The 26,820-nt window shown below is 60.4% G+C and carries 25 protein-coding genes, 1 tRNA gene and 1 riboswitch; of the genes, 19 read left to right on the top strand and 7 right to left on the bottom strand.

What is annotated here, in order from left to right; genetic code table 11:
- Positions 1 to 113: 113 nt before the first annotated feature.
- On the bottom strand, positions 114 to 1,358 hold the full coding sequence (glyA, locus tag RY831_RS18335) for a serine hydroxymethyltransferase (RefSeq protein WP_326507827.1): 1,245 nt from the start codon (positions 1,356 to 1,358) through the stop codon (positions 114 to 116).
- 94 nt (positions 1,359 to 1,452) lie between these two features.
- Positions 1,453 to 1,572: riboswitch (ZMP/ZTP riboswitch) on the bottom strand.
- 160 nt (positions 1,573 to 1,732) lie between these two features.
- Between glyA and RY831_RS18330 the strand changes: the two genes are divergently transcribed.
- The 10 genes from RY831_RS18330 to RY831_RS18285 all read left to right on the top strand — a co-directional run bounded on the left by RY831_RS18330 (position 1,733) and on the right by RY831_RS18285 (position 8,506).
- Positions 1,733 to 2,479 (top strand): SDR family NAD(P)-dependent oxidoreductase, encoded by a 747-nt coding sequence (locus tag RY831_RS18330; protein WP_326507826.1) that lies wholly within the window; start codon positions 1,733 to 1,735, stop codon positions 2,477 to 2,479.
- A 71-nt stretch (positions 2,480 to 2,550) separates the two neighbouring features.
- Entirely contained in the window at positions 2,551 to 2,970 is a 420-nt protein-coding gene (gene ybgC, locus RY831_RS18325) for a tol-pal system-associated acyl-CoA thioesterase (RefSeq protein ID WP_326507825.1), read from the top strand.
- A 100-nt stretch (positions 2,971 to 3,070) separates the two neighbouring features.
- Positions 3,071 to 3,772 carry a protein TolQ gene (gene tolQ / locus RY831_RS18320; protein ID WP_326507824.1) on the top strand — a complete coding sequence of 234 codons (702 nt, stop codon included), beginning with the start codon at positions 3,071 to 3,073 and terminating at the stop codon, positions 3,770 to 3,772.
- Positions 3,772 to 4,212 (top strand): ExbD/TolR family protein, encoded by a 441-nt coding sequence (locus RY831_RS18315; protein ID WP_326507823.1) that lies wholly within the window; start codon positions 3,772 to 3,774, stop codon positions 4,210 to 4,212. Before tolQ ends, RY831_RS18315 begins: the two co-directional genes overlap by 1 nt.
- Before the next feature lie 5 nt (positions 4,213 to 4,217).
- Positions 4,218 to 5,207 carry a cell envelope integrity protein TolA gene (gene tolA, locus RY831_RS18310; RefSeq protein ID WP_326507822.1) on the top strand — a complete coding sequence of 330 codons (990 nt, stop codon included), beginning with the start codon at positions 4,218 to 4,220 and terminating at the stop codon, positions 5,205 to 5,207.
- A gap of 17 nt (positions 5,208 to 5,224) precedes the next feature.
- Complete coding sequence (tolB, locus tag RY831_RS18305) at positions 5,225 to 6,490, top strand: Tol-Pal system beta propeller repeat protein TolB (RefSeq protein WP_326507821.1); 1,266 nt, start codon at positions 5,225 to 5,227, stop codon at positions 6,488 to 6,490.
- Between the two features lie 38 nt (positions 6,491 to 6,528).
- Positions 6,529 to 7,056, top strand: coding sequence for a peptidoglycan-associated lipoprotein Pal (gene pal / locus RY831_RS18300; protein WP_326507820.1), 528 nt, complete (start codon positions 6,529 to 6,531; stop codon positions 7,054 to 7,056).
- A gap of 3 nt (positions 7,057 to 7,059) precedes the next feature.
- Entirely contained in the window at positions 7,060 to 7,809 is a 750-nt protein-coding gene (ybgF, locus tag RY831_RS18295) for a tol-pal system protein YbgF (RefSeq protein ID WP_326507819.1), read from the top strand.
- Positions 7,810 to 7,957: 148 nt separating this feature from the next.
- Positions 7,958 to 8,033 (top strand) — tRNA-Lys (locus tag RY831_RS18290).
- A 266-nt stretch (positions 8,034 to 8,299) separates the two neighbouring features.
- The gene (locus RY831_RS18285; protein WP_326507818.1) at positions 8,300 to 8,506 is read left to right on the top strand and encodes a heavy-metal-associated domain-containing protein; all 207 of its coding nucleotides are present in this window, start codon (positions 8,300 to 8,302) and stop codon (positions 8,504 to 8,506) included.
- On the opposite strand, the gene RY831_RS18280 is transcribed toward RY831_RS18285, so the two are convergent.
- Entirely contained in the window at positions 8,501 to 9,412 is a 912-nt protein-coding gene (locus RY831_RS18280) for an SDR family oxidoreductase (protein ID WP_326507916.1), read from the bottom strand. The genes RY831_RS18285 and RY831_RS18280 overlap by 6 nt on opposite strands.
- A 12-nt stretch (positions 9,413 to 9,424) precedes the next feature.
- Here RY831_RS18280 and RY831_RS18275 point away from each other — a divergent pair, with 12 nt between their 5' ends.
- Positions 9,425 to 10,468, top strand: coding sequence for a CDP-6-deoxy-delta-3,4-glucoseen reductase (locus RY831_RS18275; RefSeq protein WP_326507817.1), 1,044 nt, complete (start codon positions 9,425 to 9,427; stop codon positions 10,466 to 10,468).
- 230 nt (positions 10,469 to 10,698) lie between these two features.
- Complete coding sequence (locus RY831_RS18270) at positions 10,699 to 11,901, top strand: acetylornithine transaminase (protein ID WP_326507816.1); 1,203 nt, start codon at positions 10,699 to 10,701, stop codon at positions 11,899 to 11,901.
- Between the two features lie 81 nt (positions 11,902 to 11,982).
- Here the strand turns inward: RY831_RS18270 and lpdA are convergent, their stop codons facing one another.
- From lpdA to aceE, 4 genes are all read right to left on the bottom strand, one after another.
- Positions 11,983 to 13,833, bottom strand: a complete 1,851-nt coding sequence (gene lpdA / locus RY831_RS18265; RefSeq protein WP_326507815.1) for a dihydrolipoyl dehydrogenase — start codon at positions 13,831 to 13,833, stop codon at positions 11,983 to 11,985.
- A 58-nt stretch (positions 13,834 to 13,891) separates the two neighbouring features.
- Positions 13,892 to 14,461, bottom strand: a complete 570-nt coding sequence (locus RY831_RS18260; protein WP_326507814.1) for an Ntn hydrolase family protein — start codon at positions 14,459 to 14,461, stop codon at positions 13,892 to 13,894.
- A 102-nt stretch (positions 14,462 to 14,563) separates the two neighbouring features.
- Positions 14,564 to 16,222 (bottom strand): dihydrolipoyllysine-residue acetyltransferase, encoded by a 1,659-nt coding sequence (gene aceF / locus RY831_RS18255; protein ID WP_326507813.1) that lies wholly within the window; start codon positions 16,220 to 16,222, stop codon positions 14,564 to 14,566.
- Positions 16,223 to 16,358: 136 nt separating this feature from the next.
- A complete protein-coding gene (aceE, locus tag RY831_RS18250; RefSeq protein WP_326507812.1) occupies positions 16,359 to 19,055 on the bottom strand; it encodes a pyruvate dehydrogenase (acetyl-transferring), homodimeric type in 2,697 nt (898 codons plus the stop codon).
- A gap of 295 nt (positions 19,056 to 19,350) precedes the next feature.
- Here aceE and folD point away from each other — a divergent pair, with 295 nt between their 5' ends.
- The 6 genes from folD (at position 19,351) to RY831_RS18220 (ending at position 25,258) form a co-directional block, all read left to right on the top strand.
- Positions 19,351 to 20,196: a bifunctional methylenetetrahydrofolate dehydrogenase/methenyltetrahydrofolate cyclohydrolase FolD gene (folD, locus tag RY831_RS18245; RefSeq protein WP_326507811.1), complete on the top strand. Its 846-nt coding sequence runs from the start codon at positions 19,351 to 19,353 to the stop codon at positions 20,194 to 20,196.
- An 11-nt stretch (positions 20,197 to 20,207) separates the two neighbouring features.
- Positions 20,208 to 22,274: a M3 family metallopeptidase gene (locus RY831_RS18240; protein WP_437126290.1), complete on the top strand. Its 2,067-nt coding sequence runs from the start codon at positions 20,208 to 20,210 to the stop codon at positions 22,272 to 22,274.
- 20 nt (positions 22,275 to 22,294) lie between these two features.
- The gene (locus RY831_RS18235) at positions 22,295 to 22,936 is read left to right on the top strand and encodes a DUF4124 domain-containing protein (protein ID WP_326507809.1); all 642 of its coding nucleotides are present in this window, start codon (positions 22,295 to 22,297) and stop codon (positions 22,934 to 22,936) included.
- Positions 22,937 to 22,948: 12 nt separating this feature from the next.
- A complete protein-coding gene (locus RY831_RS18230) occupies positions 22,949 to 23,374 on the top strand; it encodes a DNA polymerase III subunit chi (protein ID WP_326507808.1) in 426 nt (141 codons plus the stop codon).
- Positions 23,371 to 23,799 carry a DUF2486 family protein gene (locus RY831_RS18225; RefSeq protein WP_326507807.1) on the top strand — a complete coding sequence of 143 codons (429 nt, stop codon included), beginning with the start codon at positions 23,371 to 23,373 and terminating at the stop codon, positions 23,797 to 23,799. The genes RY831_RS18230 and RY831_RS18225 overlap by 4 nt, the downstream gene beginning before the upstream one ends.
- Positions 23,800 to 23,941: 142 nt before the next feature.
- Complete coding sequence (locus RY831_RS18220; RefSeq protein WP_326507806.1) at positions 23,942 to 25,258, top strand: D-amino acid dehydrogenase; 1,317 nt, start codon at positions 23,942 to 23,944, stop codon at positions 25,256 to 25,258.
- A 129-nt stretch (positions 25,259 to 25,387) separates the two neighbouring features.
- Here RY831_RS18220 and RY831_RS18215 read toward each other — a convergent pair whose 3' ends face one another.
- Complete coding sequence (locus RY831_RS18215) at positions 25,388 to 25,897, bottom strand: Lrp/AsnC family transcriptional regulator (RefSeq protein WP_326507805.1); 510 nt, start codon at positions 25,895 to 25,897, stop codon at positions 25,388 to 25,390.
- A 244-nt stretch (positions 25,898 to 26,141) separates the two neighbouring features.
- Here RY831_RS18215 and RY831_RS18210 point away from each other — a divergent pair.
- Positions 26,142 to 26,820: branched-chain amino acid ABC transporter substrate-binding protein (locus RY831_RS18210; RefSeq protein WP_326507804.1), on the top strand; the 679-nt coding region annotated here is incomplete at its 3' end.

Here is a 26,820-nt window from a genome sequence, read left to right as displayed (position 1 = left end):
GCAGGATGGCTCCCGACCGGCCGCTTCGGGACATGCGCATTGCAGCGGCGGGACCGGATATGCCGCCACGTTACATCCGGCATATCCGGCACATCCGACGCAGTCAGCAGCAATCAGCCGTAAACAGGGAATGCATCGGCCAGTTTCTTGACTTCCGCCTTGACGCGCTCGATGGTTGCAGCATCATGCGGGTTGTCCAGAACGTCGGCGATAAGGTGACCCACTTTGGTGGCTTCGGCTTCCTTGAAACCGCGTGTCGTCATCGCCGGGCTGCCGAGGCGGATGCCGGACGTGACGAACGGCTTCTCCGGATCGTTCGGAATGGCGTTCTTGTTGCAGGTCATGTGGGCCGAGCCGAGAATGGCTTCGGCTTCCTTGCCGGTGATCTTCTTGGCGCGAAGATCCACAAGCATCACATGCGACTCGGTGCGTCCGGACACGATGCGCAGGCCGCGTTCGATCAGGGCCTTGGCCAGCGCATCGGCGTTCTTCACGACCTGCTGCTGATACGTCTTGAATTCCGGCGACAGCGCCTCCTTGAATGCAACGGCCTTGCCGGCGATGACATGCATCAGCGGTCCGCCCTGGATACCCGGGAAGATCGCGGAATTGATGGCCTTTTCATGTTCGGCCTTCATCAGGATCACGCCGCCGCGCGGGCCGCGCAGGGACTTGTGCGTGGTGGAGGTTACGAAATCGGCATGCGGCACGGGATTGGGATAGACGCCTGCCGCGATCAGGCCGGCATAGTGCGCCATGTCGACCATGAAATAGGCGCCGACTTCCTTGGCGATCTTCGCGAAACGCTCGAAGTCGATGCGCAGCGCATAGGCTGATGCGCCGGCAATGATCATCTTCGGACGCTTTTCACGCGCCAGCCGCTCCATTGCTTCGTAATCGATCTCCTCCTTGTCATTGAGGCCGTAGGAAATCACGTTGAACCATTTGCCGGACATGTTCAACGCCATGCCGTGCGTGAGGTGACCACCTTCCGCCAGCGACATGCCCATGATGGTGTCGCCCGGCTTGAGCATCGCGAAGAATACGCCCTGGTTGGCCTGCGAGCCGGAATTGGGCTGCACGTTGGCGGCTTCGGCGCCGAACAGTTCCTTCAGGCGGTTGATGGCCAGCGTTTCGGCGACATCTACGAACTCGCATCCGCCGTAGTAGCGCTTCCCAGGATAGCCTTCCGCGTACTTGTTGGTGAGCTGGGAGCCTTGCGCCTCCATGACGGCCGGGGATGTGTAGTTTTCGGACGCGATCAGTTCGATGTGATCCTGCTGGCGGGTGTTCTCCTGCTGGATGGCGCTCCAAAGCTCGGGGTCGACGTTGGCGATGGTATGGTTTTTTGTGAACATGAAAACTCCAATCGATTAGGGATGCAAAGTGGGTTTGCCGAAATCGAATGAGGGCCATAGGAAGTGGACAGGCAGCCTCAGTCGTGCATTCCATTTGGGCTGCCCAGGCGAACGGCGTGAGAGCGGTTGACAGCTCTCGTATCCCACGTTCCCCGGTGGATGTCCACCTTGTCGCCGGAATGGAATCCGGCATTCGCCAGTTACGTGGGACGAAATGGACCTAGATTGTAAGATAGGACAAGCAATTGAGCAAGGCGCCCCACGGCAGCATTCTCTTCCCTGTTCAGCTCTTAAATGAGCGCATTTTGGATCGACCTGACGTCTTTCGGCTACAATTTTGCCCAATTCTAATTTTTGGTCGAAAGGAAATCGCAATGATCGTCCTGATTACCGGCGCCAGCTCCGGCTTTGGCGAAGAAATGGCGCGCAAGTTCGTGCAGAACGGCCACAAGGTCATCGCTACCGGCCGCCGCAAGGATAGGCTCGACAAGCTTGCCGCCGAACTGAGCACATCCCTTCTTCCGGTGGAAATGGATGTCCGCGACAAGGCGTCCATCGCAGGCGCGCTCGCCGCCCTTCATTCCGGCTGGAGCGAAATTGACGTATTGATCAACAATGCCGGCCTGGCATTGGGTGTCGAGCCTGCGCAAAAGTCTTCGCTGGAGGAGTGGGAGACCATGATCGACACCAACTGCAAGGGACTGGTGACAATGACCCACGCCGTCCTGCCCGGCATGGTTGCACGCGGACGCGGCACGGTGATCAACATTGGATCGACCGCCGGCGCCTACCCCTACCCCGGCGGCAATGTCTATGGCGCGACCAAGGCCTTCGTCGACCAGTTCACGCTGAACCTGCGCGCCGACCTGGTCGGCACCGGCGTCCGCGCAACCAACATCGCACCGGGTCTGTGCGGCGGGACGGAATTTTCCAATGTACGCCTGAAGGACGATGCCGCTGCGGCCAAGGTCTACGAAGGAACTGTGCCGCTGACGGCGCGCGACATTGCCGAATCCGCTTACTGGATCGCCACCCTGCCGCCGCATGTCAACATCAACTATATCGAGATGATGCCGACCTGCCAGGGCTTTTCGCCTTTCAACATCAAGCGCAATACATAGTAAAACACCAAGCAAGGGAACGGCACTTCAATGCCATTCGATATCAAGACAGCTTTAGCCGCGCACATGCCATGAATAAGGAATTTTTCTGGAATGTGCGCGTTTATTATGAAGACACCGATACCGGCGGCGTGGTCTTCTACGCCAACTACCTGAAGTTCTTCGAGCGGGCACGCACCGAATGGCTTCGTGCGCATGGCATAGGACAGCAGCTGTTAACGGAGACACATCGCGCGATGTTCGTCGTCAAAAGCACTTCCGTGGATTATCATTCTCCCGCGAAATTAGATGATGAACTGAAACTTAGCGTCGTGGTCCAAAAACTCGGTCGCGCTTCGGTGGAGTTTTTTCAGGAAGCCTGGCGCGAACAGGGAGCAGAAAAAACCCTGCTGACCAGCGGAAGAATCCGTGTCGGCTGCGTCCATACTGAAACCTTCCGCCCGAGTCCGATACCGGACGAAGTGTTAGACCGCATCAGAAGGTCGCAATAGAGCGGCAATAGCGTACATATCCTGCAGAGCGTCGTGCCGCCCGAGCAATCGGGCGCATCGACGGAATGCGGCCATTACCTGCAATTACATTAATTAAAACATGAGCGTCACACACGATCTTTCGTTTATCTCGCTGATCAGCAATGCCTCGCTGCTTGTGCAACTCGTCATGGCCTTGCTTCTGCTGGTTTCCATCATGAGCTGGTCTTATATTTTCCGCAAGATGTTTGCGATCCGCAGCGCGCAGACGCAGACCGAAGAATTCGAACGCGCATTCTGGTCCGGGGGCAATCTGAATGCGCTCTACGAGGAAGCCACATCGAACCGGCGCCGCAGCGGCAACCATACCGGCGCGCTCGAGCGCATCTTCGAATCCGGCATGGGCGAATTCATCAAGGCCAAGGCCACCTTCGCGAACAAGGGCCAGATCGATCCGACCGCCACCATCGACGGCGCGCGCCGCGCCATGCGGGCAGCCTATCAGCGGGAGATGGACGCACTCGAATCGCATCTGGCCTTTCTTGCCTCGGTCGGTTCCGTGTCTCCCTATGTCGGCCTGTTCGGCACAGTCTGGGGCATCATGAATGCCTTCCGCGGATTGGCAAATGTGCAGCAGGCGACGCTGGCATCGGTGGCGCCGGGCATCGCGGAAGCGCTGATCGCAACCGCCATCGGCCTGTTCGCCGCAATCCCCGCCGTGGTTGCGTACAATCGTTATTCGCATGACATCGACCGTCTCGCGATCCGCTTCGAAAGCTTCATCGAAGAGTTCTCCAACATCTTGCAACGGCAGGTCCGCTAATGGCAGGCAACAGTTCGATGCGCGGCGGTCGCAGCCGCAAGTTCAAGTCAGAAATCAACGTCGTTCCGTACATCGATGTGATGCTGGTCCTGCTGATCATTTTCATGGCGGCGGCGCCGATGACGAATCCCGGCGTGATCAATCTGCCAACGGCAGCCAAATCCGCGCTGCCGCCGACGGAGTACATCCAGATTTCGCTCAAGCCCGACACCACCGCCACCATCAGCGTCAATGGCGGCAAGAATGGCAGCAGCGCCGCGGAAAAAGTGGGCGGACGCAGCGCATTGCTGCAAAAGCTGCGTGCATTGCATGAAGCCGATCCGGAACTGCCAGTCATGATTTCGGCCGACAAGGAAATCAGGTACGACGACGTCATCCAGGTCATTTCCGAAGCCAAGAAACTCGGCATCAACCGCGTGGGGTTGGCGACAAAGCAATGAGTGCCATGAATGACTCGACTCCCTATAACGTCCCCAAGGAACCGGGCCGCTGGCGTTCCCTGATCCTTGCGGCGCTGGTGCACCTTGCGCTGCTAGCCTTCTTCTGGATCGGGATCAGCTGGCAAAGCGAAACGCCGACCACCATCGAAGCCGAGGTATGGAGTCCGCAGCCGCGCGAAGCCGCGCCCCAGCCGGAGCCGGTAAAGACCGCGGAAGCGAAGCCGGAACCCCGGCCCGAACCCAAGCCGGAGCCGCAACCTGTCGTCAAGGAACCGCCGAAACCCAAGGTCGAGGAACCGCCGGTCGCCAAGCCGGACATCGCGCTCGAACAGGAAAAGAAGCGCAAGGCCCAGGAGGAAAAGCAGCGCCAGGAGCAGGAAGAAAAGGAAAGGCTGGCAAAAGAGAAAAAGCGCCGCGAAGAGGAAGAAAAGGAAAAGCTGGCGAAGGAAAGGGAGCGCCGCGAAGCCGAAGAAAAGCTCGCCAGGGAGAAGAAGCGCCTTGAAGATGAGAAGCTTGCCAAGTTGAAACAGCAGGAAGAAGCGAAGAGGCTCGAAAGGGAAAAGGCGGAGAAGGCAAAGAAGGAAGCCGCCGAGAAGAAGCGCAAGCAGGAAGAAGAAGCCGACGCCAGGCTGGCGGCAAAGATGCGCGATGAAGACATGCGGCGCATCACCGGCGCCGGCGGCAGCGGCGATGCGCCGAAGGCACAGGGCGGACGCGCGGATGGCGCGTATAGTCAACGCATCGCGGCGAAGATCCGTTCCAACATTGCATTCATCGTGCCGGAAAGCCTGCAGGGCAACCCGCCGGTAGAATACGAAGTGCGCCTGTTGCCGGACGGCTCGATTGCGGGACTGCGCAAGCTGCGCTCGTCCGGCGTACCCGGATTCGATGAAGCCGTCGCACGCGCGATCGAACGTTCGCAACCGTATCCGAAAGACAGCTCGGGCGGCGTACCGTCGAGCTTCCTTGGCATCCACAAACCGAAAGACCAGTGAAAGATCAGTAAGCGACCATGATAAAACATCTCTTTTCGCGCACTCTCGTCATACTCACCTTCGGCTTCGCCGCGACGCTGGCACAGGCACAACTGCGCGTCGAAACCTCGGGTGTAGGCGCGACGCAGATTCCCGTGGCAATCGCAGGATTCGCCGACGAGACCATCGCGCCCCAGCAGATCACCGCCATCATCAAGGCCGACCTCGCGCGCAGCGGCTACTTCAAGATCATCGATACCGGAAACACAATGTCGGAAACCGTTCCCGTCAACTACGGCGAATGGAAGGCCAAGGGCGCCGATGCCCTCGTTGTTGGCAGCGTGCAGCGCCTGGCCGACGGCCGTTACGATATCCGCTATCGCCTGCTCGATACCGTCAAGTCGTCCAGCCTGTCCGGCTTCGGCCAGGTCGCCGGCCCCGACCGCCTGCGAGTGGCAGGCCACAAGATTGCAGACGACATCTATGAAAAGCTGATCGGCGTACGCGGCGCATTCTCCACCCGCATCGCCTACGTGACCAAGGTCGGCAACGAATACCGCCTCGAGGTCGCCGATGCCGATGGTGAAGGCACGCAAACGGCATTACGCTCCAATGAGCCGATCATCTCGCCCTCGTGGTCGCCCGACGGCACCAAGGTCGCCTACGTTTCCTTCGAAGCGAAGAAACCCGTGGTGTATGTCCAGGACCTGACGACGCGGCAGCGTACCGTTGTTGCAAACCACCGCGGCAGCAACTCCGCGCCTTCATGGTCGCCTGACGGATCGAAGCTGGCGCTGGCCCTCTCCCGCAGCGGCTATACCCAAATCTACGTCGTCAATGCAGACGGCAGCAATCTGCGCCAGCTGACCAACTCGCAAAGCATCGAGACCGAGCCGCAATTCTCGGCCGACGGGCAAGCCATCTACTTCACCAGCGACCGCAGCGGCGGTCCGCAGATCTACCGGATGAGCGCCAACGGTGGCGAAGCGCAGCGCATCACGTTCAACGGCAGCTACAACATCAGCCCGCGCATCGCGCCGGACGGCAAGACCCTCGCCTACATCTCGCGCCGCGAAGGCCGATTCCAGCTGTATGCGCTCGATCTCGCCAGTGGCCAGGAACTCCGGCTGTCGGACAGCACCAGGGACGAATCACCCAGCTTCTCGCCGAACGGCAAGTACATCATGTATGCAACCGGGCGGGGTTCGCTCTCGGTCGTGTCGGTGGATGGCCGCGTCCGGCAACGTCTGGTTACACAGGCAGGCGACATCAGGGAGCCTACTTGGGGCCCGTTCATGAAATAATATAGGTTTAAGGCAACAATCACTCAGGAGAAATTCGAATGCGCAACACCACCACTTTAGCCCTTATCCTCACGAGCGCGCTGGCTCTCACGGCTTGCGGCTCCAACGTCAAACTGGATGACAAGGCCAAAGTCGAAGACCGTACCGGCACGACGGCTCCCACGACCGCCGATGCACGCACCATCTCGCCGGTGACCACCGGCTCGACCGATCCGCTGAACGATCCGAAGGGAATCCTTGCCAAGCGCAGCATTTACTTCGACTATGACAGCTACACTGTCAAGGACGAATTCAAGCCGGTCGTAGAGGCACATGCAAAATATCTGGCAGCAAACAAGGGCCGCAGGATTATCATCCAGGGCAATACCGATGAACGCGGTGGCCGTGAATACAACTTGGCCCTCGGCCAGAAGCGTGCCGAGGCCGTGCGCCGCGCACTCGGCCTGCTGGGCGTGTCCGACGCGCAGGTGGAAGCCGTTTCTCTCGGCAAGGAAAAACCGAAGGCGACAGGCAGCGACGAAGCCGCATGGGCCGAGAACCGCCGCGCCGATCTCGTTTACCAATAATCCATGAACAACTTCATTCGATCCACACTTGCTGCGGCCGCGGTGGCCGCTTTCACACTGACACCGATGCAGGCGACCGCCGCGCTGTTCGAAGACGAAGAAGCCCGCCGGGCCATTCTCGACATCCGCAGTCGCCTGGCCAACATGCAGAGTGAAATCAATGCCAAGGCTGATAAGACGAACAGTCTCGATCTGAATAATCAGAACGAGCAGCTCAAGCAGGAAATCTCGCGCTTGCGCGGCCAGATCGAGATACTGACCAATGAATTGGCCAATGCCCAGAAACGGCAGAAGGACTTTTACGTCGATCTCGACAACCGCATCCGCAAGCTGGAACCGCAGCAAGTAACGGTCGATGGCAAGGAAGTCATGGTTGATCAGGGAGAGCAGCGTGCATACGATGCTGCCCTCGCCTTCTTCAAATCGGGCGACTACCGGAATGCGGGTGCTTCGTTCCTTGAATTCACCCGCCGCTATCCGCAAAGTGCTCTGGCGCCGTCTGCACAGTACTGGCTGGGCAATACCTATTATGCGCAGCGCGATTATCGCAACGCCATCACGGCCCAGCAGGTTGTGGTCAAGAATTACCCGGACAGTCCCAAGGCTGCGGATGCCTTGCTGAATATTGCAAGCTGCCAGATGGAACTGAAGGATCGCGCTGCTGCCAAGAAGAGTCTGGAAACACTGGTGGCACAGTATCCCGATTCGCCATCGGCGCAAACTGCACGCGAAAGGCTGGTTGCGCTCAAGTGAATCACGTCAATGCGTTCGCAATCCTGCCAGGAAAGCGAATGCATTGCCGCCTTGCCGGCCCAATGATGATTGCAAGCATGCGCAGCAAGGAATTCTGAATGCGACGCATTGACAGCTTGCATAATAACTCTCTATAATCTTGGTCTTCGGGTCGTTAGCTCAGTTGGTAGAGCAGCGGACTTTTAATCCGTTGGTCGCAGGTTCGAGTCCCGCACGGCCTACCAGAATCAGAAGGGTCTAAGTGAAAACTTAGACCCTTTTCTGTTTTTGCCTCTCGTTTTCATTTCTCGTTTTTTATTCCCTCCCACTTTTCATTTTCCGGTCTTGCATTTTGCCGCCTGCAAGGTTCCAGACGGCATTCTCTTGATCTAAGGCCGCTCGTGCTGCCCAGGCATGGCAATCAGTCGCCTGAACTTTCGTCGAAGCGCTTGACCTTACCACCATGGGAAGTCCTATAGTGAGGAGTCCAATCAACGAAGGAGTAATCACCATGTATGAATTGCAAGTTGAAGGCATGAGCTGCAATCACTGCATCAATGCGGTCACCAAGGCGGTACGGGAAGTAGATGCCAGCGCCGAGGTCGACATCGTGCTCGCCGAACAGAAAGTTTCCATCGATTCGAGCGCCGATCTTCAGCGCATCAAGTCCGCTGTGGAGGAAGCCGGCTATCCCGTGCTCAGGACCAGCGCGTCATGATGCCTCAGCCGGCCGTGTCATCCGGGCCAATGCCTCGCTGACATGGCTGTACCGCAGCCGTACGCCCAACTCCGCCTTGATACGCTCATTCTTCAGCCGCCGCGACTCCGACATGAATGACAGCAGCACCGGTGAAACAGCCCGGGACAATTCCTCACGCGGCAGGCGCGGAGCGCGCGGCAGGCGGAAGGCATCGGCCACCGCATCGAAATACTCTCCCATCTTGAGATCGGAATCATCGACCGCGTGATAGACGCGGCACGCCTTCGCGCGAAACAGGGACAGTGCCGCAATGCGCGCCAAGTCATCGGCATGAATGTGATTGGTATACACGTCGTCTTCATCGCGCAAGGCCGGCGTGCCCTTGTTCAGGCGTTCGAGCGGCAGCCGGTCTTGCGCATAGATTCCCGGCACGCGAAGAATGGCGAGCTTCGACCCCGACCGTCGCGCCCAGCCCCGCAATACCCGTTCCGCATCGACTCGCCGTTTGGCCCGTGCGTTCCGCGGATCCACGGCGCGCGTCTCGTCGATCCAGGCACCGCCGCAGTCGCCATAGACACCGGTCGTGCTGATGTAAACGAGCATGCCGCCGTGCGGTAAAATGGCGGTCAAATTGCGGGTACGGCGGTCCTCCTGCCCTTCCGAAGGCGGAGGCGCCAGATGTACTACGTAAGACGCCAACCCGGCAAGGCGTGCGATGGCGGCAGGCTCATCCAGGTTCGCTATCAATGGCACGGCGCCAGCGGCGCGCAACTCTTCGCAGCGCGAGGCCTGGCTGGTCACCGCGAAGACGCGGAACTGGCGGCGCACCAGCGGAAGCAGGCGCATTCCGACATCGCCGCAGCCGAGAATCAGCAGGCGCGGGCGACGCAGCTTGCGGGCAAATTTTATTTCATTGTTTTTCATCATCAGGATTGTATGACTTTCGATGTAACAGTACAGCCGAGCGGTCGGCAATTCACATGCGAGGAAGGCGAAACCGTCCTCACCGCGGCGATTCGCGCCGGTATCGGCCTGCCGTACGGCTGCAAGAACGGCGCATGCGGCAGCTGCAAGGGCAAGCTGCTCGACGGCATGGTCACGCATCGCGCCCATCAGGAAAAGGCGCTGTCGGTTGCCGAGGAAGAAAAGGGCCTGACGCTCTTCTGCTGCGCGACGCCGCAATCCGATATCGTGATCGAAGCGCGCGAAGTGGCCGGCATCGGTGAAATACCTATCAAGAAGCTGCCCACGCGCGTGGCCAAGATCGACAAGGTGACCGATGATGTCGCCATTCTCTCGCTTCAGCTGCCGGCCAATGAGCGCCTGCAGTACAAGGCCGGCCAGTACATCGAATTCCTGTTGAAGGATGGCAAACGCCGCAGCTATAGCATGGCGAACGCCCCCCATCTCGACGAACACCTGACCCTGCATATCCGCCACATGCGTGGCGGCATATTCACCGACCATGTGTTCAACACGATGAAGGAGCGCGACATCCTGCGCTTCGAAGGTCCGCTCGGCACCTTCTTCCTGCGCGAGGATTCCGAAAAGCCGATGGTGCTGCTGGCATCGGGCACCGGCTTCGCGCCGATCAAGGCCATCGTCGAACAGGCAATCCATAACCGGACCAAGCGGCCGATGGTCCTCTACTGGGGCGGCCGCCGCCCGAAGGACCTGTACATGCAGACGCTGTGCGAGGAATGGGTCCGCACCTTGCCCAACTTCAAATTTGTTCCGGTCATTTCGAATGCGGAGCCGGAAGACTGCTGGACCGGTCGTGCAGGCTTCGTTCACCAGGCGGTGATGCAGGACCTGCCCGACATGTCCGGCTACCAAGTTTATGCCTGCGGCACGCCGGTCATGGTGGATTCGGCCAAGCGTGACTTCGTGGCCCAATGCCGCCTGCCGGAAGAAGAATTCTATGCCGACGCATTCACTTCCGAAGCCGATGGCGCAGATGCGGTCCTGACGGTCAAATAGTTTTTGACGCACCCGGCAAAACGCCTTAACATTGAATTCATGAATATGACAGCCAATTTCCTGCGACGCCGTCCCCTGCTGCCCCAGCCAGGGAAACCGTGCGCCTAGGTGTTTGCTGCTCGCTAAGCCACAGGTCCACCCTGTGGCTTTTTTTTTGAGCCAGTCAGCCTAAAGCTTTTTATCTTTTCCCTTTTATTTCATTACCGCCATTTTTCCCAGGAGCCAACACGATGGAATTCAGCCAGTACGACGTCAATGCACTCATGCAAATCACCAATCGGCCCTCCATTGTGTTCACGGAAGGCCGCGGCATGTGGTTGACGGACAATAAAGGCAAGCGCTATCTCGACTACCTGCAGGGATGGGCAGTCAACTGCCTCGGCCACTCGCCGCAGTGCATCGTCGATGCGATTAATGCGCAGGCCGGCAAGCTGCTCAATCCCTCGCCGGCGTTCTACAACGAGCCCTCGATCGTGCTGGCCTCCCTGCTGACCAAGCATTCGGCGTTCGACCGGGTCTTCTTCGCCAACAGCGGCGCCGAAGCCAATGAAGGCGCGATCAAGCTGGCGCGCAAATGGGGCAAGGTCAACAAGAATGCCGCCGGCGAAAACCGCTACGAGATCATTACCTTCAACCACGGTTTCCATGGCCGCACCCTGGCCACCATGTCGGCCAGCGGCAAGGCCGGTTGGGATACCATGTTCGCGCCGCAGGTGCCGGGCTTCCTGAAGGCCGAGCTCAACGACATCGCCAGCGTCGAGCAGCTCGTTACCGACAAGACGGTGGCCGTGATGCTGGAGCCGGTGCAGGGCGAAAGCGGTGTAATCCCCGCAACGCGCGAATTCATGCAGGCGCTGCGCGCGTTGACCAAGCAGCGCAACCTGCTGCTGATCGTCGATGAAGTACAGGCCGGCATGGGCCGCACCGGCGAACTATTTGCCTATCAGCTGTCGAGCATCGAACCCGATATCATGACCCTGGGCAAGGGTATTGGTGGCGGCGTGCCGCTGGCTGCATTGCTGGCGCGCGAAGAGGTTTCCGTGTTCGAACCTGGCGAGCAAGGCGGCACCTACAACGGCAACCCGGTGATGACAGCGGTCGGCATCGCCGTGCTCAATGAATTGCTCAAGCCGGGCTTCCTGCAGTCGGTCAAGGACAAGGGCGCCTACATGCGCGCGGAACTGCTCAAACTGTGCGAAAAGCATGGCCTGGAAGGCGAGCGCGGCGAAGGATTGCTGCGCGCGCTAAAACTGGGCAAGGACATCGGCCCGAAGATCGTGGAGACGGCGCGCGACATGGAACCGGTCGGTCTGTTGCTGAACTCGCCGCGTCCCGACCTGCTGCGCTTCATGCCATCGCTGAACGTCAGCAAGGAAGAAATCGATCAGATGATTTCCATGCTATCCGATATCCTGACCAAAATCGGTCATTGAGCCTTAGAGCAGCAAGGCAAAAAAAGGCGGTTGCCGTGGCAACCGCCTTGTTGTTTCAGTCCGATTCGGCCATGGCCGGATTTACTTTTTGCGCATCGGCGGCAGGTCGGTACACACGCCTTCGAAAACTTCCGCCGCCATGCCGATCGACTCGCCGAGAGTTGGATGCGGATGAATGGTCTTGCCGATATCGACCGCATCGGCGCCCATCTCGATGGCCAGCGCGATCTCGCCGATCATGTCGCCCGCATGCGTGCCGACGATGCCGCCGCCGACGATGCGATGCGTCTCAGCATCGAACAGCAGCTTGGTGAATCCCTCTTCGCGCCCATTGGCCACCGCACGGCCGCTTGCCGCCCACGGGAACAGGCCCTTCTCCAGCTTGATGCCCTTGGCCTTGGCTTCGTCCTCGGTGACACCGACCCAAGCCACTTCCGGATCGGTGTAGGCGACCGACGGAATCACGCGCGCATCGAAATGCGATTTCTGCCCCGCCGCGGCTTCGGCCGCCACGTGAGCTTCATGCACGGCCTTGTGCGCCAGCATAGGCTGGCCGACGATGTCGCCGATGGCGAAGATGTGAGGGACGTTGGTGCGCATCTGCGAATCGACATTGATGAAGCCGCGATCGGTGACCGCCACGCCGGCCTTGTCGGCGGCGATCTTCTTGCCGTTCGGGCTGCGGCCGACCGCCATCAGAACCATGTCGTACAACTGCGGCTCAGGCGCAGCAACCGCAGGGTCCGCGCTTTCGAAGGTGACCTTGATGCCTTCGGCGAGCGCTTCCACGCCGACCGTCTTGGTCTTGGTCATGACCCGGTCGAAGCGCTTCTCGTTGAACTTCTGCCAGACCTTGACCATGTCGCGGTCCGCGCCCTGCATCAGGCCGTCCATCATTTCCACTACGTCGATGCGCGCGCCGAGCGTCGAATAGACGGTCGCCATTTCCAGGCCGATGATGCCACCACCGATGACCAGCATCCGCTTCGGCACCTGGCGCAGTTCCAGCGCGCCGGTGGAATCGACAATGCGCGGGTCCTGCGGCACGAAAGGCAGGTTCACGACGGAAGAGCCGGCGGCGATGATGGCCTGCTTGAACTGCACCGTCTTCTTGCTGCCGTCTGCGGCCGTGACTTCGAGATGATTGGCGCCGACGAACTGGCCCACGCCCTGCACCACATTGACCTTGCGTGCCTTGGCCATGCCGGCCAGGCCGCCGGTCATTTTCTTGATGACCTTGTCCTTGTACTCGCGCAGCTTGTCGATATCGATCTGCGGCTTGGCGAAGGTGACGCCGTGCGCGGCCATCGCCGCCGTCTCGTCGATCACTGCGGCCACATGCAGCAGCGCCTTCGACGGAATGCAGCCTACGTTGAGGCAGACGCCGCCGAGCGTGGCGTAGCGCTCGACCAGCACGGTGTTCATGCCGAGGTCTGCCGCACGGAATGCGGCGGAATAGCCGCCTGGACCGGCACCGAGCACCAGCATGTCGCACTGGATGTCGGCGGAGCCGCTGAAGCTTGCTGCCGTCGGGGCCGCCGCGGGAGCGCCCGTACCTGCGGCCGGGGCACCAGCCGCCGATGCCGCAGGTGTGGATGTGCCGTAACCGGCCGATGCATGCGCGGCCGCCTGACCCGAAGCCGGTGCCGCAGGAGTGGCCGATGCCGCCGAAGCCGACGGTGCCGATGCGTTGGCCTCGGCTTCCAGCATGAGGAGCAGCGTTCCTTCCGACACCTTGTCGCCCACCTTGACCCTGAGTTCCTTGACCACGCCGGCGTGGCTTGAGGGAATCTCCATGCTGGCCTTGTCGGACTCGACCGTGATCAGCGACTGGTCGACCTTGATGGCGTCGCCGGCCTTGACCAGCAGTTCAATGACTTCCACTTCCTTGAAGTCACCGATATCGGGGACCTTTACTTCGATCATGCTCATAGCTTTAGCTCCGTTGTCACGCTTCCCGGCCGCACCGCACCCGGAAGGGCATCATTTTTTAGTCTCTCATCGGAACGGTGTAGATCCGGAACGGTCCCGATGTGCTCTTGTCGAACTCTGCTCCCGCGTGCACGCCGATCTCGGCGATTTCCCGCGCGCTGGTTGCCTTGTCATACACCGCATACATTGCGCCGAGCGCGAAATTGCGGCCACTGCCTATGCCCCAGAAACGATCGAAGCTGAACACTTCCCGGTAGGAGTACACGCCGAAGATGCCATGCGAGTTCGCGATCAGGGCGGTGATCTGCGACGACTCGTAAGGATCGTCTTCATCCTCCTTGGTATTCAGGAAGTACTTCTCCTTCAATATTTCATGGACGCGGGAAAACGTCTCGAACACTTCATCGCGGCTGCCAAGCCTGCACTCCTCGCCCATGCCGGTCAGCAGCTTGCGCATGACCGGAAAATGGGCGGCGGTGCCGGCCAGCGTCACATACGAATCGCCGACCGGGAATATCTTCTCGTTGACTTCATATGCATGCGACAGCCGCGTGTCGCCGAAGGTGACGAGCGAATCCGATGCGATGGCAATCTGGTTGTTTTTCTTGACGACGACGCAAGTGGTCATTGTGAATCTCCGTAAGCAGGGAATGAAGCGCCAGGTCTTCAGGCAAAGAGAGCGATTTTCTCACTTTCCGCTGCAGTAGGCGCTCACCCCATGACTATTGGATTACAGCAAGGTCTTGCGCATGTCCCCGAGAACTTCAGCCAGATAGGCCGCGAAGCGCGCGCCCATCGCGCCGTCGATCACGCGGTGATCGTAGGACAACGACAGCGGCAGCATCAGGCGCGGGGCGAACTGCTTGCCGTCCCATACCGGCTTGATCGCCGACTTCGACAAGCCGAGGATCGCCACTTCGGGTGCATTGATGATCGGCGTGAATGCCGTGCCGCCGATGCCGCCAAGCGAAGAAATGGTGAAGGTAGCGCCCTGCATGTCTGCCGGCTTGAGCTTGCCGTCGCGCGCCTGCGCGGACAGGTCGCCCATTTCCTGCGCGATCTGCGAGATGCTCTTGGTATCGGCATTCTTGATCACCGGGACCACCAGGCCGTTCGGCGTATCGGCGGCGAAGCCGATGTTGTAGAACTTCTTCAGGATCAGGTTCTCGCCCTTCTCATCCAGCGAGGAATTGAAGGCGGGGAATTTCTTCAGCGCCGATACGCTGGCCTTGATCACGAACGCCAGCATCGTGAGCTTAACGCCCGACTTGGCCATTGCCGCGTTGGAGTCCTTGCGGAATTCCTCCAGGTCGGTGACGTCAGCTTCATCGAACTGGGTGACATGCGGAATCATTACCCAGTTGCGGTGCAGGTTGGGGCCGCTGATCTTCTTGATTCGCGACAGCGGCAGCAACTCGGTCTGGCCGAACTTGGAGAAGTCCAGCGACGGCCATGGCAACAGGTCCAGTCCGACACCGCTGCCGGCCTTGGCGGCGGATGCGGCGGGCGCGGCGGCACCGGACATGACCGACTTGACGAAGGCCTGGATGTCTTCATGCAGGATTCGCCCCTTGGGCCCGCTGCCCTTCACGCGGCCGAGGTCGACGCCAAGTTCGCGGGCGAACTTGCGCACCGACGGCGATGCATGCGCCTTCGCGCCGTTTGCCGGCGCGGGGTCGAGTTTTGCGGTCGGCAAGGTCCGGGCTTCCGCTGCAGGGGCAGCCGCTGCGGGGGCGGCCGATGGAGCAGGAGCACTTGCCTGCGCCGGCTGTGCGGCCGGCGCTGCCGCCGGTGCTGCGGACGCAGCGCCGCCGCCTTCGGCAGCCAGCGTCAGGATCAGCGAACCCTTGGAAACCTTGTCGCCTACCTTGACCTTGATATCCTTGACCACGCCCGCGTGGCTGGAAGGAATCTCCATGCTGGCCTTGTCCGATTCGACCGTCAGCAGCGACTGGTCGACCTTGACGCTGTCGCCCGGCTTGACCATCAGTTCAATGACTTCGACGTCCTTGAAATCGCCGATGTCGGGCACTTCAACCTCGACCGTCGAAGGAGCGGCGGCAGGTGACGGGGGAGCCGCAGCAGGGGCAGGAGCAGCAGAAGCTGCGGGAGCGGGCGCAGGTGCGGCTGCGGCGGGAGCCGAAGCAGAAGCAGCGCCCTCCTCCACTACCAGCAGCACGCTGCCCTCGGAGACCTTGTCGCCCACCTTGACGCTGATTTCCTTGATGACGCCGGCGTGGCTGGAAGGAATCTCCATGCTGGCCTTGTCGGATTCGACCGTGATCAGCGACTGGTCCACCTTGACGGTGTCGCCGACCTTGACCAGCAGTTCAATGACTTCCACTTCCTTGAAATCGCCGATATCCGGGACTTTGACCGTTGTACTCATTGTGTTAGCTCCGTTCTCACCCTCTGCTTAAGCAGGCAGGGCCGAGGCGGACGAGGTTCAGCATCCATTGCTGCCTCTCGTCCCGCCCCAACCCTCCCTGGCAAGGGAGGGAGTTGTTAGTCTTGTTGATTGAGAGTTACAGCGTGACAGGATTCGGCTTGTTCGGATCGATGCCGTACTTTGTGATCGCTTCCGCCACCACGGCCGGCTTGATCGCGCCGTCTTCCGCCAGCGCCTTCAATGCGGCCACGGTGACGTAGTAACGGTTGACTTCAAAGAACTCGCGCAGCTTGGTCCGGCTGTCGGAGCGGCCGAACCCGTCGGTGCCCAGGACCTTGTAGTTGCGGCCCTTCGGCATGTGCGGACGGATCTGCTCGGCGAATGCGCGCATGTAGTCGGTCGAGGCGACGATGGGACCGGCCGTGCCCTGCAGCAGCTTCGCCACATGCGACAGGCGCGGCTCTTCGGTCGGATGCAGCAGGTTCCAGCGTTCGACATCCTGGCCGTCGCGCGCCAGCAGCGTAAACGACGGCGCGGACCAGATATCGGAGTCGATGCCCCAGTCGTTCTTCAGCAGGTCGGCCGCCGCGATGACTTCGCGCAGGATGGTGCCGGAGCCCATCAACTGCACGCGCTGCTTGCCGCCGGTAGCGCCCTGCTTCAGGAGATACATGCCCTTGAGCAGGTCCTGTTCGGTGCCGGGCTTGAGGCCGGGATGGCTGTAGTTCTCGTTCATCAGGGTGATGTAATAGAACACGTCTTCCTGGTTCTCGACCATGCGCTTCAGGCCGTCGTGGATGATCACGCCGACTTCATGGGCGAAGGTCGGATCGTAAGGGATGCAGTTGGGGATGGTCGATGCCAGGATATGGCTGTGGCCATCCTCGTGCTGCAAGCCTTCGCCGTTGAGCGTGGTGCGTCCCGCGGTGCCGCCGAGCAGGAAGCCGCGGGCGCGCATGTCGCCGGCCGCCCAGGCCAGATCGCCGACGCGCTGCAGGCCGAACATCGAGTAGAAGATGTAGAACGGAATCATCACCCGGTTGTTGGTCGAATACGAGGTCGCCGCGGCGATCCAGGAACTCATCGCCCCGGCTTCGTTGATGCCTTCCTGCAGGATCTGGCCGGCCTTGTCCTCGCGGTAGTACATTACCTGGTCCTTGTCGACCGGCTCGTACAGCTGCCCCTGCTGGTTGAAGATGCCGATCTGGCGGAAAAGGCCTTCCATGCCGAAAGTACGGGCTTCGTCGACCAGGATGGGCACGACACGCTTGCCGAGGTTGGCATCGCGCAGCAGCGTGGTGATGATGCGCACGTAAGCCTGTGTGGTCGAGATCTCTCGGCCTTCGGCGGTCGGCTCCAGCACTGCCTGGAATGCGGACAGGTCCGGCACCGGCAGTGTTTCGTCGGCCTGCCTGCGGCGCTGCGGCAGATAGCCGCCGAGTGCCTTGCGGCGCTCATGCAGATACTTCATTTCCGGCGCATCGTCGGACGGCTTGAAGAACGGCACTTCGGCCAGCTTGTCATCGGGGATCGGGATGTTGAAGCGGTCGCGCATCTCGCGCACCGCCTGGTCGTCGAGCTTCTTGGTCTGGTGGGCGGTGTTGCGCGCCTCGCCCGACTTGCCCATGCCAAAACCCTTGATGGTCTTGACCAGCAGCACGGTCGGCTGGCCCTTGTGCTCCTGCGCCTGCTTGAATGCGGCGTAGATCTTGTGCGGGTCGTGGCCGCCGCGGTTGAGGCGCCAGATGTCGTCGTCGGACATCTTGCTGACCATTTCCAGCAGCTTCGGATGCTTGCCAAAGAAATGCTTTCGCACGTAGGCGCCGTCCTTGGCCTTGTAGTTCTGGTATTCGCCGTCGACGGTTTCCATCATCACGCGCTGCAGGATGCCGTCCTTGTCGCGCGACAGCAGTTCGTCCCAGTAGCCGCCCCAGATGACCTTGATGACATTCCAGCCGGCGCCGCGGAAATCGGCTTCCAGCTCCTGGATGATCTTGCCGTTGCCGCGCACTGGGCCGTCGAGACGCTGCAGGTTGCAATTGACGACGATGACCAGGTTGTCGAGGTGTTCGCGCCCGGCCACGCCGATCGCACCCATCGATTCCGGCTCGTCCATCTCGCCGTCGCCGCAGAATGCCCAGACCTTGCGGTTGTCGGTCTTGGCGATGTCGCGCGCATGCAGGTACTTGAGGAAGCGCGCCTGGTAGATCGCCATCAGCGGGCCGAGGCCCATGGACACGGTCGGGAACTGCCAGTAGTCGGGCATCAGCTTAGGATGCGGATAGGACGACAGGCCCTTGCCGTCGACTTCGCGGCGGAAGTTGAGCAGCTGGTCCTCGGTCAGGCGGCCTTCAAGAAAGGAACGCGCATAGATGCCGGGCGAGGAATGGCCCTGGATGTACAGCAGGTCGCCGCCGTGGTCTTCGGTCGGCGCATGCCAGAAATGGTTGAAGCCGATGCCCAGCATGTTGGCCAGCGAGGCGAAGCTGGAGATATGGCCGCCGAGATCGCCGTCGGCGCGATTGGTCTTGACCACCATCGCCATCGCATTCCAGCGCATCCAGGAGCGCAGGCGCTCTTCATACTCGAGATTGCCGGGACAGTGTTCGCCGAGGTGGGCGGGGATGGTGTTGACGTAGGCGGTATTGCTGGAGAACGGGATGTGGGCGCCGCGACGACGCGCCAGGTCGACCATGCGCTCCATCAGGTAATGCGCGCGCTCCGGGCCTTCGGTTTCGATGACGGCTTCGAGGGCGTCGAGCCACTCCTGCGTTTCCATTACATCGGGGTCGTTGGCGGCTTGCGCCAGTACTTGATCGAGCTGGGCGGACATGTGGTTGTCTCCTGGTTGTGGGGCCATCCGACCAGTGTGCGGCCGGGTTTTTTTGACAAGAAATTGCCGGGATGGTGCGAAGTGAAAAGATTCTAACAGTACTTTTTCAAGTTTTCAAATTGCGATATGTCTTTTCATGATACGAAATCATATGCGGCAACGCAGCAATTTCAACCGATTGCCGCCACTCTGTCGGTGCTTCATCCTCCGTCAGCCTCGCCTGGAAACTCTGGCTCCAGGCTGCCGCCTTATAATTCCGTTTTAATCGCTTTCTTCCCACCTTTCCACTTTTACCATGACCGCACAGCTCATCAATGGCACCCTGCTCTCCCAACAACTCCGCGCCGACGTCGCCAGGCGCGCCGCCGCCCTGACCGCAAAGGGCAAGCAGCCCGGGCTCGCGGTCGTGCTGGTCGGGGACAATCCCGCGTCGCAGGTTTATGTGCGCAACAAGGTCAAGGCCTGCGAGGACAACGGCCTTCATTCCGTGATGGAAAAATACGATGCCGACATGAGCGAAGAGGCGCTGCTGGCACGCATCGACGCGTTGAACAAGGACCCGAAAATTAACGGCATCCTGGTGCAACTTCCCTTGCCGCAGCACATCAATGCCCATAAGGTGATCGAGGCGATCGCGCCGGAGAAGGATGTCGACGGCTTCCACATCAGCAATGCTGGCCTGCTGATGACCGGGCAGCCGCTGTTTCGCCCCTGCACTCCGTACGGCGTGATGAAAATGCTGGAATCGATTGATTACCCGGTGCGGGGCGCAAATGCCGTCGTGGTTGGCGCATCCAATATCGTTGGCAAGCCGCAAGCCATGCTGCTCTTGCAAGCCGGCGCGACCGTCACCATCTGCAATTCCAAGACCCGTGATCTCGGCCACCACACGCGTGGAGCCGACATACTCGTGGTCGCCACAGGCAAGCGTAATATCGTCACGGCCGACATGATCAAGCCTGGCGCAGTCGTCATCGACGTCGGCATGAACCGCGACGATGAAGGAAAGCTGTGCGGCGACGTCGATTTCGCCAACGCCAAGGAAGTCGCTGGCTATATCACGCCGGTGCCGGGAGGTGTCGGCCCGATGACGATTACGATGCTGCTCGTTAACACCATTGAGGCCGCTGAAAGAACCTGACCCCCATGACTATGAATAGCGCAACCAATCCCCTCCTCGACTTTTCCGATCTGCCGCGTTTCGACGCCGTCAAGCCCGAACACGTCACGCCTGCGATATCCGCGTTGCTCGATGAAGGTCGCGCCGTGGTGGCGCGGCTTGAAGCGCCCATGGACAGGGTGACCTGGGAAGGCTTCGTCGAGCCGCTGGAAAATGTGACGGAACAGCTGGGACGGGCCTGGGGCGTCGTCGGCCATCTCAACTCGGTGATGGACACGCCGGAATTGCGCGCTGCCTATAACGAAAACCTGCCGAAGATCACCGAGTTCTGGACCGGGCTCGGACAGAATCTCGCCTTGTTCCAGAAGTACAAGGCGATCAAGGAAAGCAGCGACTACGCCGGCCTCTCGGCCGCGCGCAAGCAAATCATCGAGAATGCCCTGCGCGATTTCCGCCTCGGCGGTGCCGAGTTACCGGAAGACAAAAAGGCGCGCTACGCGGAAATCCAGGAAAAACGCGCCGCGCTGACGACAAAGTTTTCCGAGAACGTGCTCGACGCGACCAACGACTATGCGCTTTTCGTTAACAACGAAGCCGATCTCGCCGGTCTGCCTGACGACGCCAGGCAAGCTGCGCGGGCTGCCGCGGAGCGGGACGGCAAGCCGGGCTACAAGTTCACGCTGCACTTTCCGTCCTATTTCCCCATCCTGCAATATGCCGACAAGCGCGAGCTGCGCGAGACGATCTACCGCGCCAACGTGACCAAGGCATCCGAGCTGGGCTCGAAGCCGGAATGGGACAATACGAACAACATCGCTGAAATCCTCAAATTGCGCGACGAGGAAGCCAAACTGCTGGGTTTCAGCAATTTCGCCGAAGTCTCGCTGGTGCCCAAGATGGCCGAAACGCCGCAGCAGGTCATCGGCTTCCTGGAAGACCTCGCCGGCCGCGCCCGCCCGTTCGCGGAAAACGACCTGGCCGAACTTCGCGCCTTCGCGAAGAAGGAATTGGGCATCGATGAACTGCAGGCCTGGGATGTTACGTATGCATCCGAAAAACTGCGCGAGCAGCGCTATGCGTTCTCCGAGCAGGAGGTCAAGCAGTACTTTCAGGAACCCAAGGTGATCGAAGGCCTGTTCCGCGTCATACAGAACCTGTTCTCGGTGGAAGTCAAACCCGATACCGCAGCTGCCTGGCACAAGGATGTGAAATTCTTCCGCATCGAGCGGAATGGCCAGTTGCTCGGCCAGTTCTACATCGACCTGTACGCGCGCTCGGGCAAGCGCGGCGGGGCATGGATGAACGATGCGCGGGGCCGCCGCCTGGTGAGCTCCACGGTGCAGACGCCGGTTGCCTACCTGGTCTGCAACTTCACCGAGCCGGGCATCGTCGACGGCCAGCCGCGGCCGGCGCTCTTTACGCATGACGAAGTCATTACGCTGTTCCACGAGTTCGGCCATGGACTGCACCACATGCTGACCGAGGTCGACGAGCTAGGCGTATCAGGCATCTCCGGAGTCGAATGGGATGCGGTCGAACTGCCCTCGCAGTTCATGGAAAACTTTTGCTGGGAGTGGGATGTGCTGCAGCACATGACCGAACATGTGGAAACCGGCGAGCATCTGCCCCGCGCGCTGTACGACAAGATGATCGCCGCCAAGAACTTCCAGTCGGGATTGCAGACCCTTCGCCAGGTGGAATTCGCGCTGTTCGACATGCATCTGCACTTCGATCACGATCCCTACGGCAGCCGGACCGCGCAGGAAGTGCTGAATGATGTACGCAACAAATTCGCCGTCATGATTCCGCCATCGTTCAACCGTTTCCAGAATTCCTTCAGCCACATCTTTGCCGGCGGCTACGCGGCAGGCTACTATAGCTATAAGTGGGCCGAAGTCCTGTCGGCGGATGCCTACAGCGCGTTCGAGGAAGCTGGCGCCATAGGCGGAAACGTGCTTTCCGCCGATACCGGGCGCAAGTTTCTGGAAGAAATCCTGGCGATGGGCGGTTCGCGGCCTGCGCTGGAATCTTTCAAGGCCTTCCGCGGTAGGGAGCCGAGCATCGATGCGTTGTTAAGACACAACGGCATGACGGCATAAAAAAGAATCAAGGGAGTGAAATGAAACGCTTGCTGCAATCCGGTTCAGTGCTCATGCTGCTGTGCGCTGCGACGGCACATGCACAACTGTACAAATGGGTGGGTCCCGACGGCAAGGTCAGCTACAGCGACGTTCCGCCCCCGAAGACGGCCGCCAAGGTGGAAACCAGGGCGATTCCGGGCGGCGGACCGGCTTTCGGAGATCTGCCGTTCGAACTGGCCGCAGCGGCGCGCAGCCATCCGGTGACGCTGTACACCACGGCCAACTGCCCGGCCTGCGACGATGGACGCAAGCTGCTGTCGGAACGGGGCATCCCGTTCCAGGAAAAAACCGTCAGCAGCAATGAAGACATCGCCCATTTCAAGCAGGCCGGAGGCGATGGCAATCTCCCCATGCTGACCGTCGGACGCAACAAGGAAACAGGCTTCGAAGCCGGCGCATGGAATGGCGCGCTGAGCGCGGCGGGCTACCCGGAAACCAGCAGGCTGCCCCGGAGCTACCGCAATCCCTCGCCCGTGGCCGCCGCTCCGGTGCCGCAGGCCGTGAGCGCCGCAAAAACCCGTGCCGCAGAACAGCCGGCGGCCCAATCGTCGGCAACCCAGTCGTCGGCGACCGAACTGCCGCCGGCGATCGGCAATGCGCCGCCTGGCTTCCGTTTCTGACTTGTCAACGCCATGACGCGCATTGATTTTCACAGCAACGTGCCGGACAAGCTGCTTTATGCATGCCGGCTCGCCCGGAAGGCGCGCGCCGCGCAGTGCCGCATCGTGCTGCGGGTGGATGACGGCGACACCTTGGCCCTGCTCGACCAGGCCTTGTGGACCTTCTCCGAACTCGATTTCCTTCCGCATGTAACGGCTGGCGATCCGCTGGCCGCCACCACGCCGATCATCCTCACCGACAGCGACGATGCGGAACTGCCGCACCATCATGTCCTGATCAACCTCTCGTCCGGCACGCCCGCGCATTTCGCCCGTTTCGAACGCATGTTCGAAATCGTCTCGGGCGACGACGCTGACAAAACCGCCGGGCGCGAGCGCTACCGCTTCTACCAGCAGCGCGGCTATCCCCTTACCCACTTCGTTGCGGAGCAGGCATGAGCAACAATACACTCGATGCCGGCATACCGGTCCTGACGGAAATCATCCCGGCACCGGCCGATACGAACGCCGGGGCCGAGGCCGCTACCGAGATTGATACCGAAGCTTCAGGCGAGCCTGCCGTCCCGCCGGCTCTCCTGGACGCGGATCTACCCGTCCCCGCGCGCCGCGCGCCGGAAACCTGGGACGAGGCCGAATGGGAAAAGCTGGAACTCCAAGTGCGGGAACGCGTGCTCGGGCAGGTTCTTGACCGGATCGATGCCGTCCTCGAACAGCGTGTACGCGACAGTCTTGCAGACGTATTGCAGGTCGCGGTCGCGCGGCTCGCCAACGAAATCAGGGAAGGCTTACAGCATTCGATCAAGGATGCGGTGACGCGCGCCGTCACACAGGAAATTGCCAGTCTGCAGGTTTCGAAAAAATAAAGGCAGAAGCCTTCTTTCTTCGATTTTCGAACGTCAAGCCCGGTTTTCCGTCCAAAACCAAAAATTTATCTAGCCCTCTTGATTACTCAAGAAGACGATAACTTTTTACAATGTGGTCATTGTCAAACGGAGAATCCGCGTCATGAAAGTTATCGTACTTGGTTCCGGCATCATCGGCACTGCTTCCGCCTGGTTTCTCAACAAGGCCGGCCATGAAGTGACTGTCATCGAACGCCAGCCGGGCGCCGCCCAGGAAACCAGTTTCGCGAACGGTGGCCAGATTTCGGTATCGCATGCCGAACCCTGGGCCAATCCGTCGGCGCCGCTCAAGATATTGAAGTGGCTCGGCAAGGAAGATGCGCCGCTTCTCTACCGATTCAGGCCGGAGTGGCTGCAATGGAACTGGGGGCTGCACTTTCTGCGTGAATGCACGCCCGCCCGCACTGCGCGCAACATCCGCCAGATCGTCGCCATATCCGAATACAGCCGCCAGACTCTGCAGGCTGTGCGTGCCGACACCGGCCTGGACTATGACCACCTGACCAAGGGCATTCTGCACTTCTATACGGACAGGAAGGAATTCGAGGATTCGCTGCCTGCCGCCAAGCTGATGCGGGATCTCGGCTGCCCCCGCGATTCCATCGGCGCCGACGAAGTCGTCCGCATCGAGCCGGCACTGGCCAGCATCCGCGACAAGATCGTCGGGGGCGATTTCACTGCCACCGATGAATCGGGCGACGTGTACAAGTTCACGACTGGGCTTGCCCAACGCGCCGAGCAGGCCGGCGTCAACTTCCGCTACAGCACCACGATCACCCGCCTGCTGACCGAAGGAACGGGCGCATCGGCCAAGGTTACCGGAGTCGAGGTGATCACCCCTGACGGCCGCCACCAGGTCTTGCGCGCCGATGCCTTCGTGATGGCAATGGGCAGCTTCTCGGTGCCCCTGCTCAAGCCGCTCGGCGTCGACCTGATGATCTATCCGGGCAAGGGCTATTCCGCAACCTACCAAGTGACCGACCCCGATGCGGCGCCGACCGTCTCCCTGACCGACGACGGCTACAAGCTGGTCGTATCCAGGTTCGGCGACCGCCTGCGCGTTGCGGGAACCTGCGAACTGAACGGCTATACGAGAGAACTCAATACCGCCCGCTGCGAAGCGATCACCCGCCGCACGCGCGAACTGTTCCCGGGCGCATGCGACTATGAGAATCCGGTGTACTGGACCGGCCTGCGTCCGCTGACGCCGTCCAATATTCCCTACATCGGCAAATCGAAGATCGGCAACCTCTTTCTCAACACCGGCCACGGCACGCTGGGATGGACCATGGGATGCGGATCGGGTCGCGCGATCGCGGACATCGTTTCCGGCCGCCAGCCCGATGTCGATTTCGCGTTCACCGGCATGCCGCCATCTCCCGCGAGCCGCCTCCCCTCCGCGCATCCTGCGCGCGCCTGAGGCCAGGGCCTCAAGAGCCGAGCCTGACGAATGCCTGCGATGAAGCGGCTCCAGCCGCTTCATCATTCTTTCGCTGCATCACATAGTTGAATCGCCCGATTCCGCTATTGCCACTTCTGCGGCAGGCGCTTATTTCGGCACCCTCACCTGCACCTCTGCCTGCTTTTCATCGAACGCGATCCGCGTCGCGAACTTGGCCCGTTTCATGGGAAAGCGCGACTGGAAATGCCTGACGTTCCCCGAGCCGGAAATCACACGCCGCACGAACTGGTAGTACGCGTCCATATCGATCACGTGGACCACCAGGAAGTAGTCATAGTCGCCCGAGACGAAGTAGCACTGCATCACCTCGGCCTCCTTTCCCATGCGGGCTTCGAATTCCTGCATGTGCTCGTCCGACTGGTTGTTAAGCGACACTTCCAGGAAGGCCAGCATGCCGTAGCCGAGCGCAAATGGATCGACCAGCGCGACATCGGCGCTGATCACGCCTGCCTCCCTCAATTCGCGGATGCGGCGCAGGCAAGTCGGCTGGGAGATGTGCACCTTCTCCGCCAGGGTCCGTGTCGGCGTCTGATTATCCTTTTGCAGAAGGTTCAAAAGCTTGCGGTCCACCCTGTCAAGTGCATGAAGTTTAGGCATATAAAAATCGTTGAATTTTGCAAAAAACCGCAGAAAAACTCTTTGCGAACCCTTTTTTCTGTTGTACCGTCTGCCTGTTCAGTTTTCTGAATGGAAATAGGCTGCTGTCAGACGACGGGGAACATGGCTAGCAACCGGCACTGGAGACACGCCGGAGGCCTTGCATCACACGGTCGCCATGCGGCAAGCCAGAGGTGAGTGTTGCAGTTACCCTGTGTTTTATCAATCCTTAGGAGGATATTTTATGCAGTTCACTACAAAAATGATTCCGTTGGCCGGTGCAATCGCCTTTGCTTTCGCGGGCGCAGCTTCGGCACAGGAACAGGTCGTGAGGATCGGCCACGTCGGCCCGATCTCCGGCGCCATCGCACACCTGGGGAAAGACAATGAATACGGCGCCCGCATGGCGGTTGACGAACTCAACGCCAAGGGCGTGACCATCGGCGGCAAGAAGGTCAAGTTCGAACTGCTGGCCGAAGATGACGGCGCCGATCCGAAGCAGGGCACCGCGGCAGCGCAGAAGCTGGTCGACGCCAAGGTCAACGGCGTCATCGGCCACCTGAACTCCGGCACCACCATCCCGGCGTCGAAGATCTATCACGATGCGGGCATCCCGCAGATCTCGCCGTCGGCGACCAATCCGAAGTACACCCAGCAGGGCTTCAAGTCGGCCTTCCGCGTCGTCGCCAACGACGGCCAGCTGGGCGGCACGCTCGGCCGTTATGCGGCAGAGAAGCTCAACGCCAAGAAGGTTGCGGTCGTGGACGACCGCACCGCCTACGGCCAGGGCGTTGCCGAGGAATTCATCAAGGGTGCCAAGGGCAAGGGCGTGCAAGTCGTTGCGCAGCAGTACACCAACGACAAGGCGACCGACTTCAACGCCATCCTGACAGCGATCAAGGCCAAGAATCCTGACGTCGTCT

The sequence above is a fragment of the Noviherbaspirillum album genome (assembly GCF_035916955.1).
Lineage (GTDB): Bacteria > Pseudomonadota > Gammaproteobacteria > Burkholderiales > Burkholderiaceae_D > Noviherbaspirillum > Noviherbaspirillum album.
The sequence above is the reverse complement of the archived record's forward strand: the minus strand, read 5'-3'. Positions and strand labels throughout refer to the sequence as shown.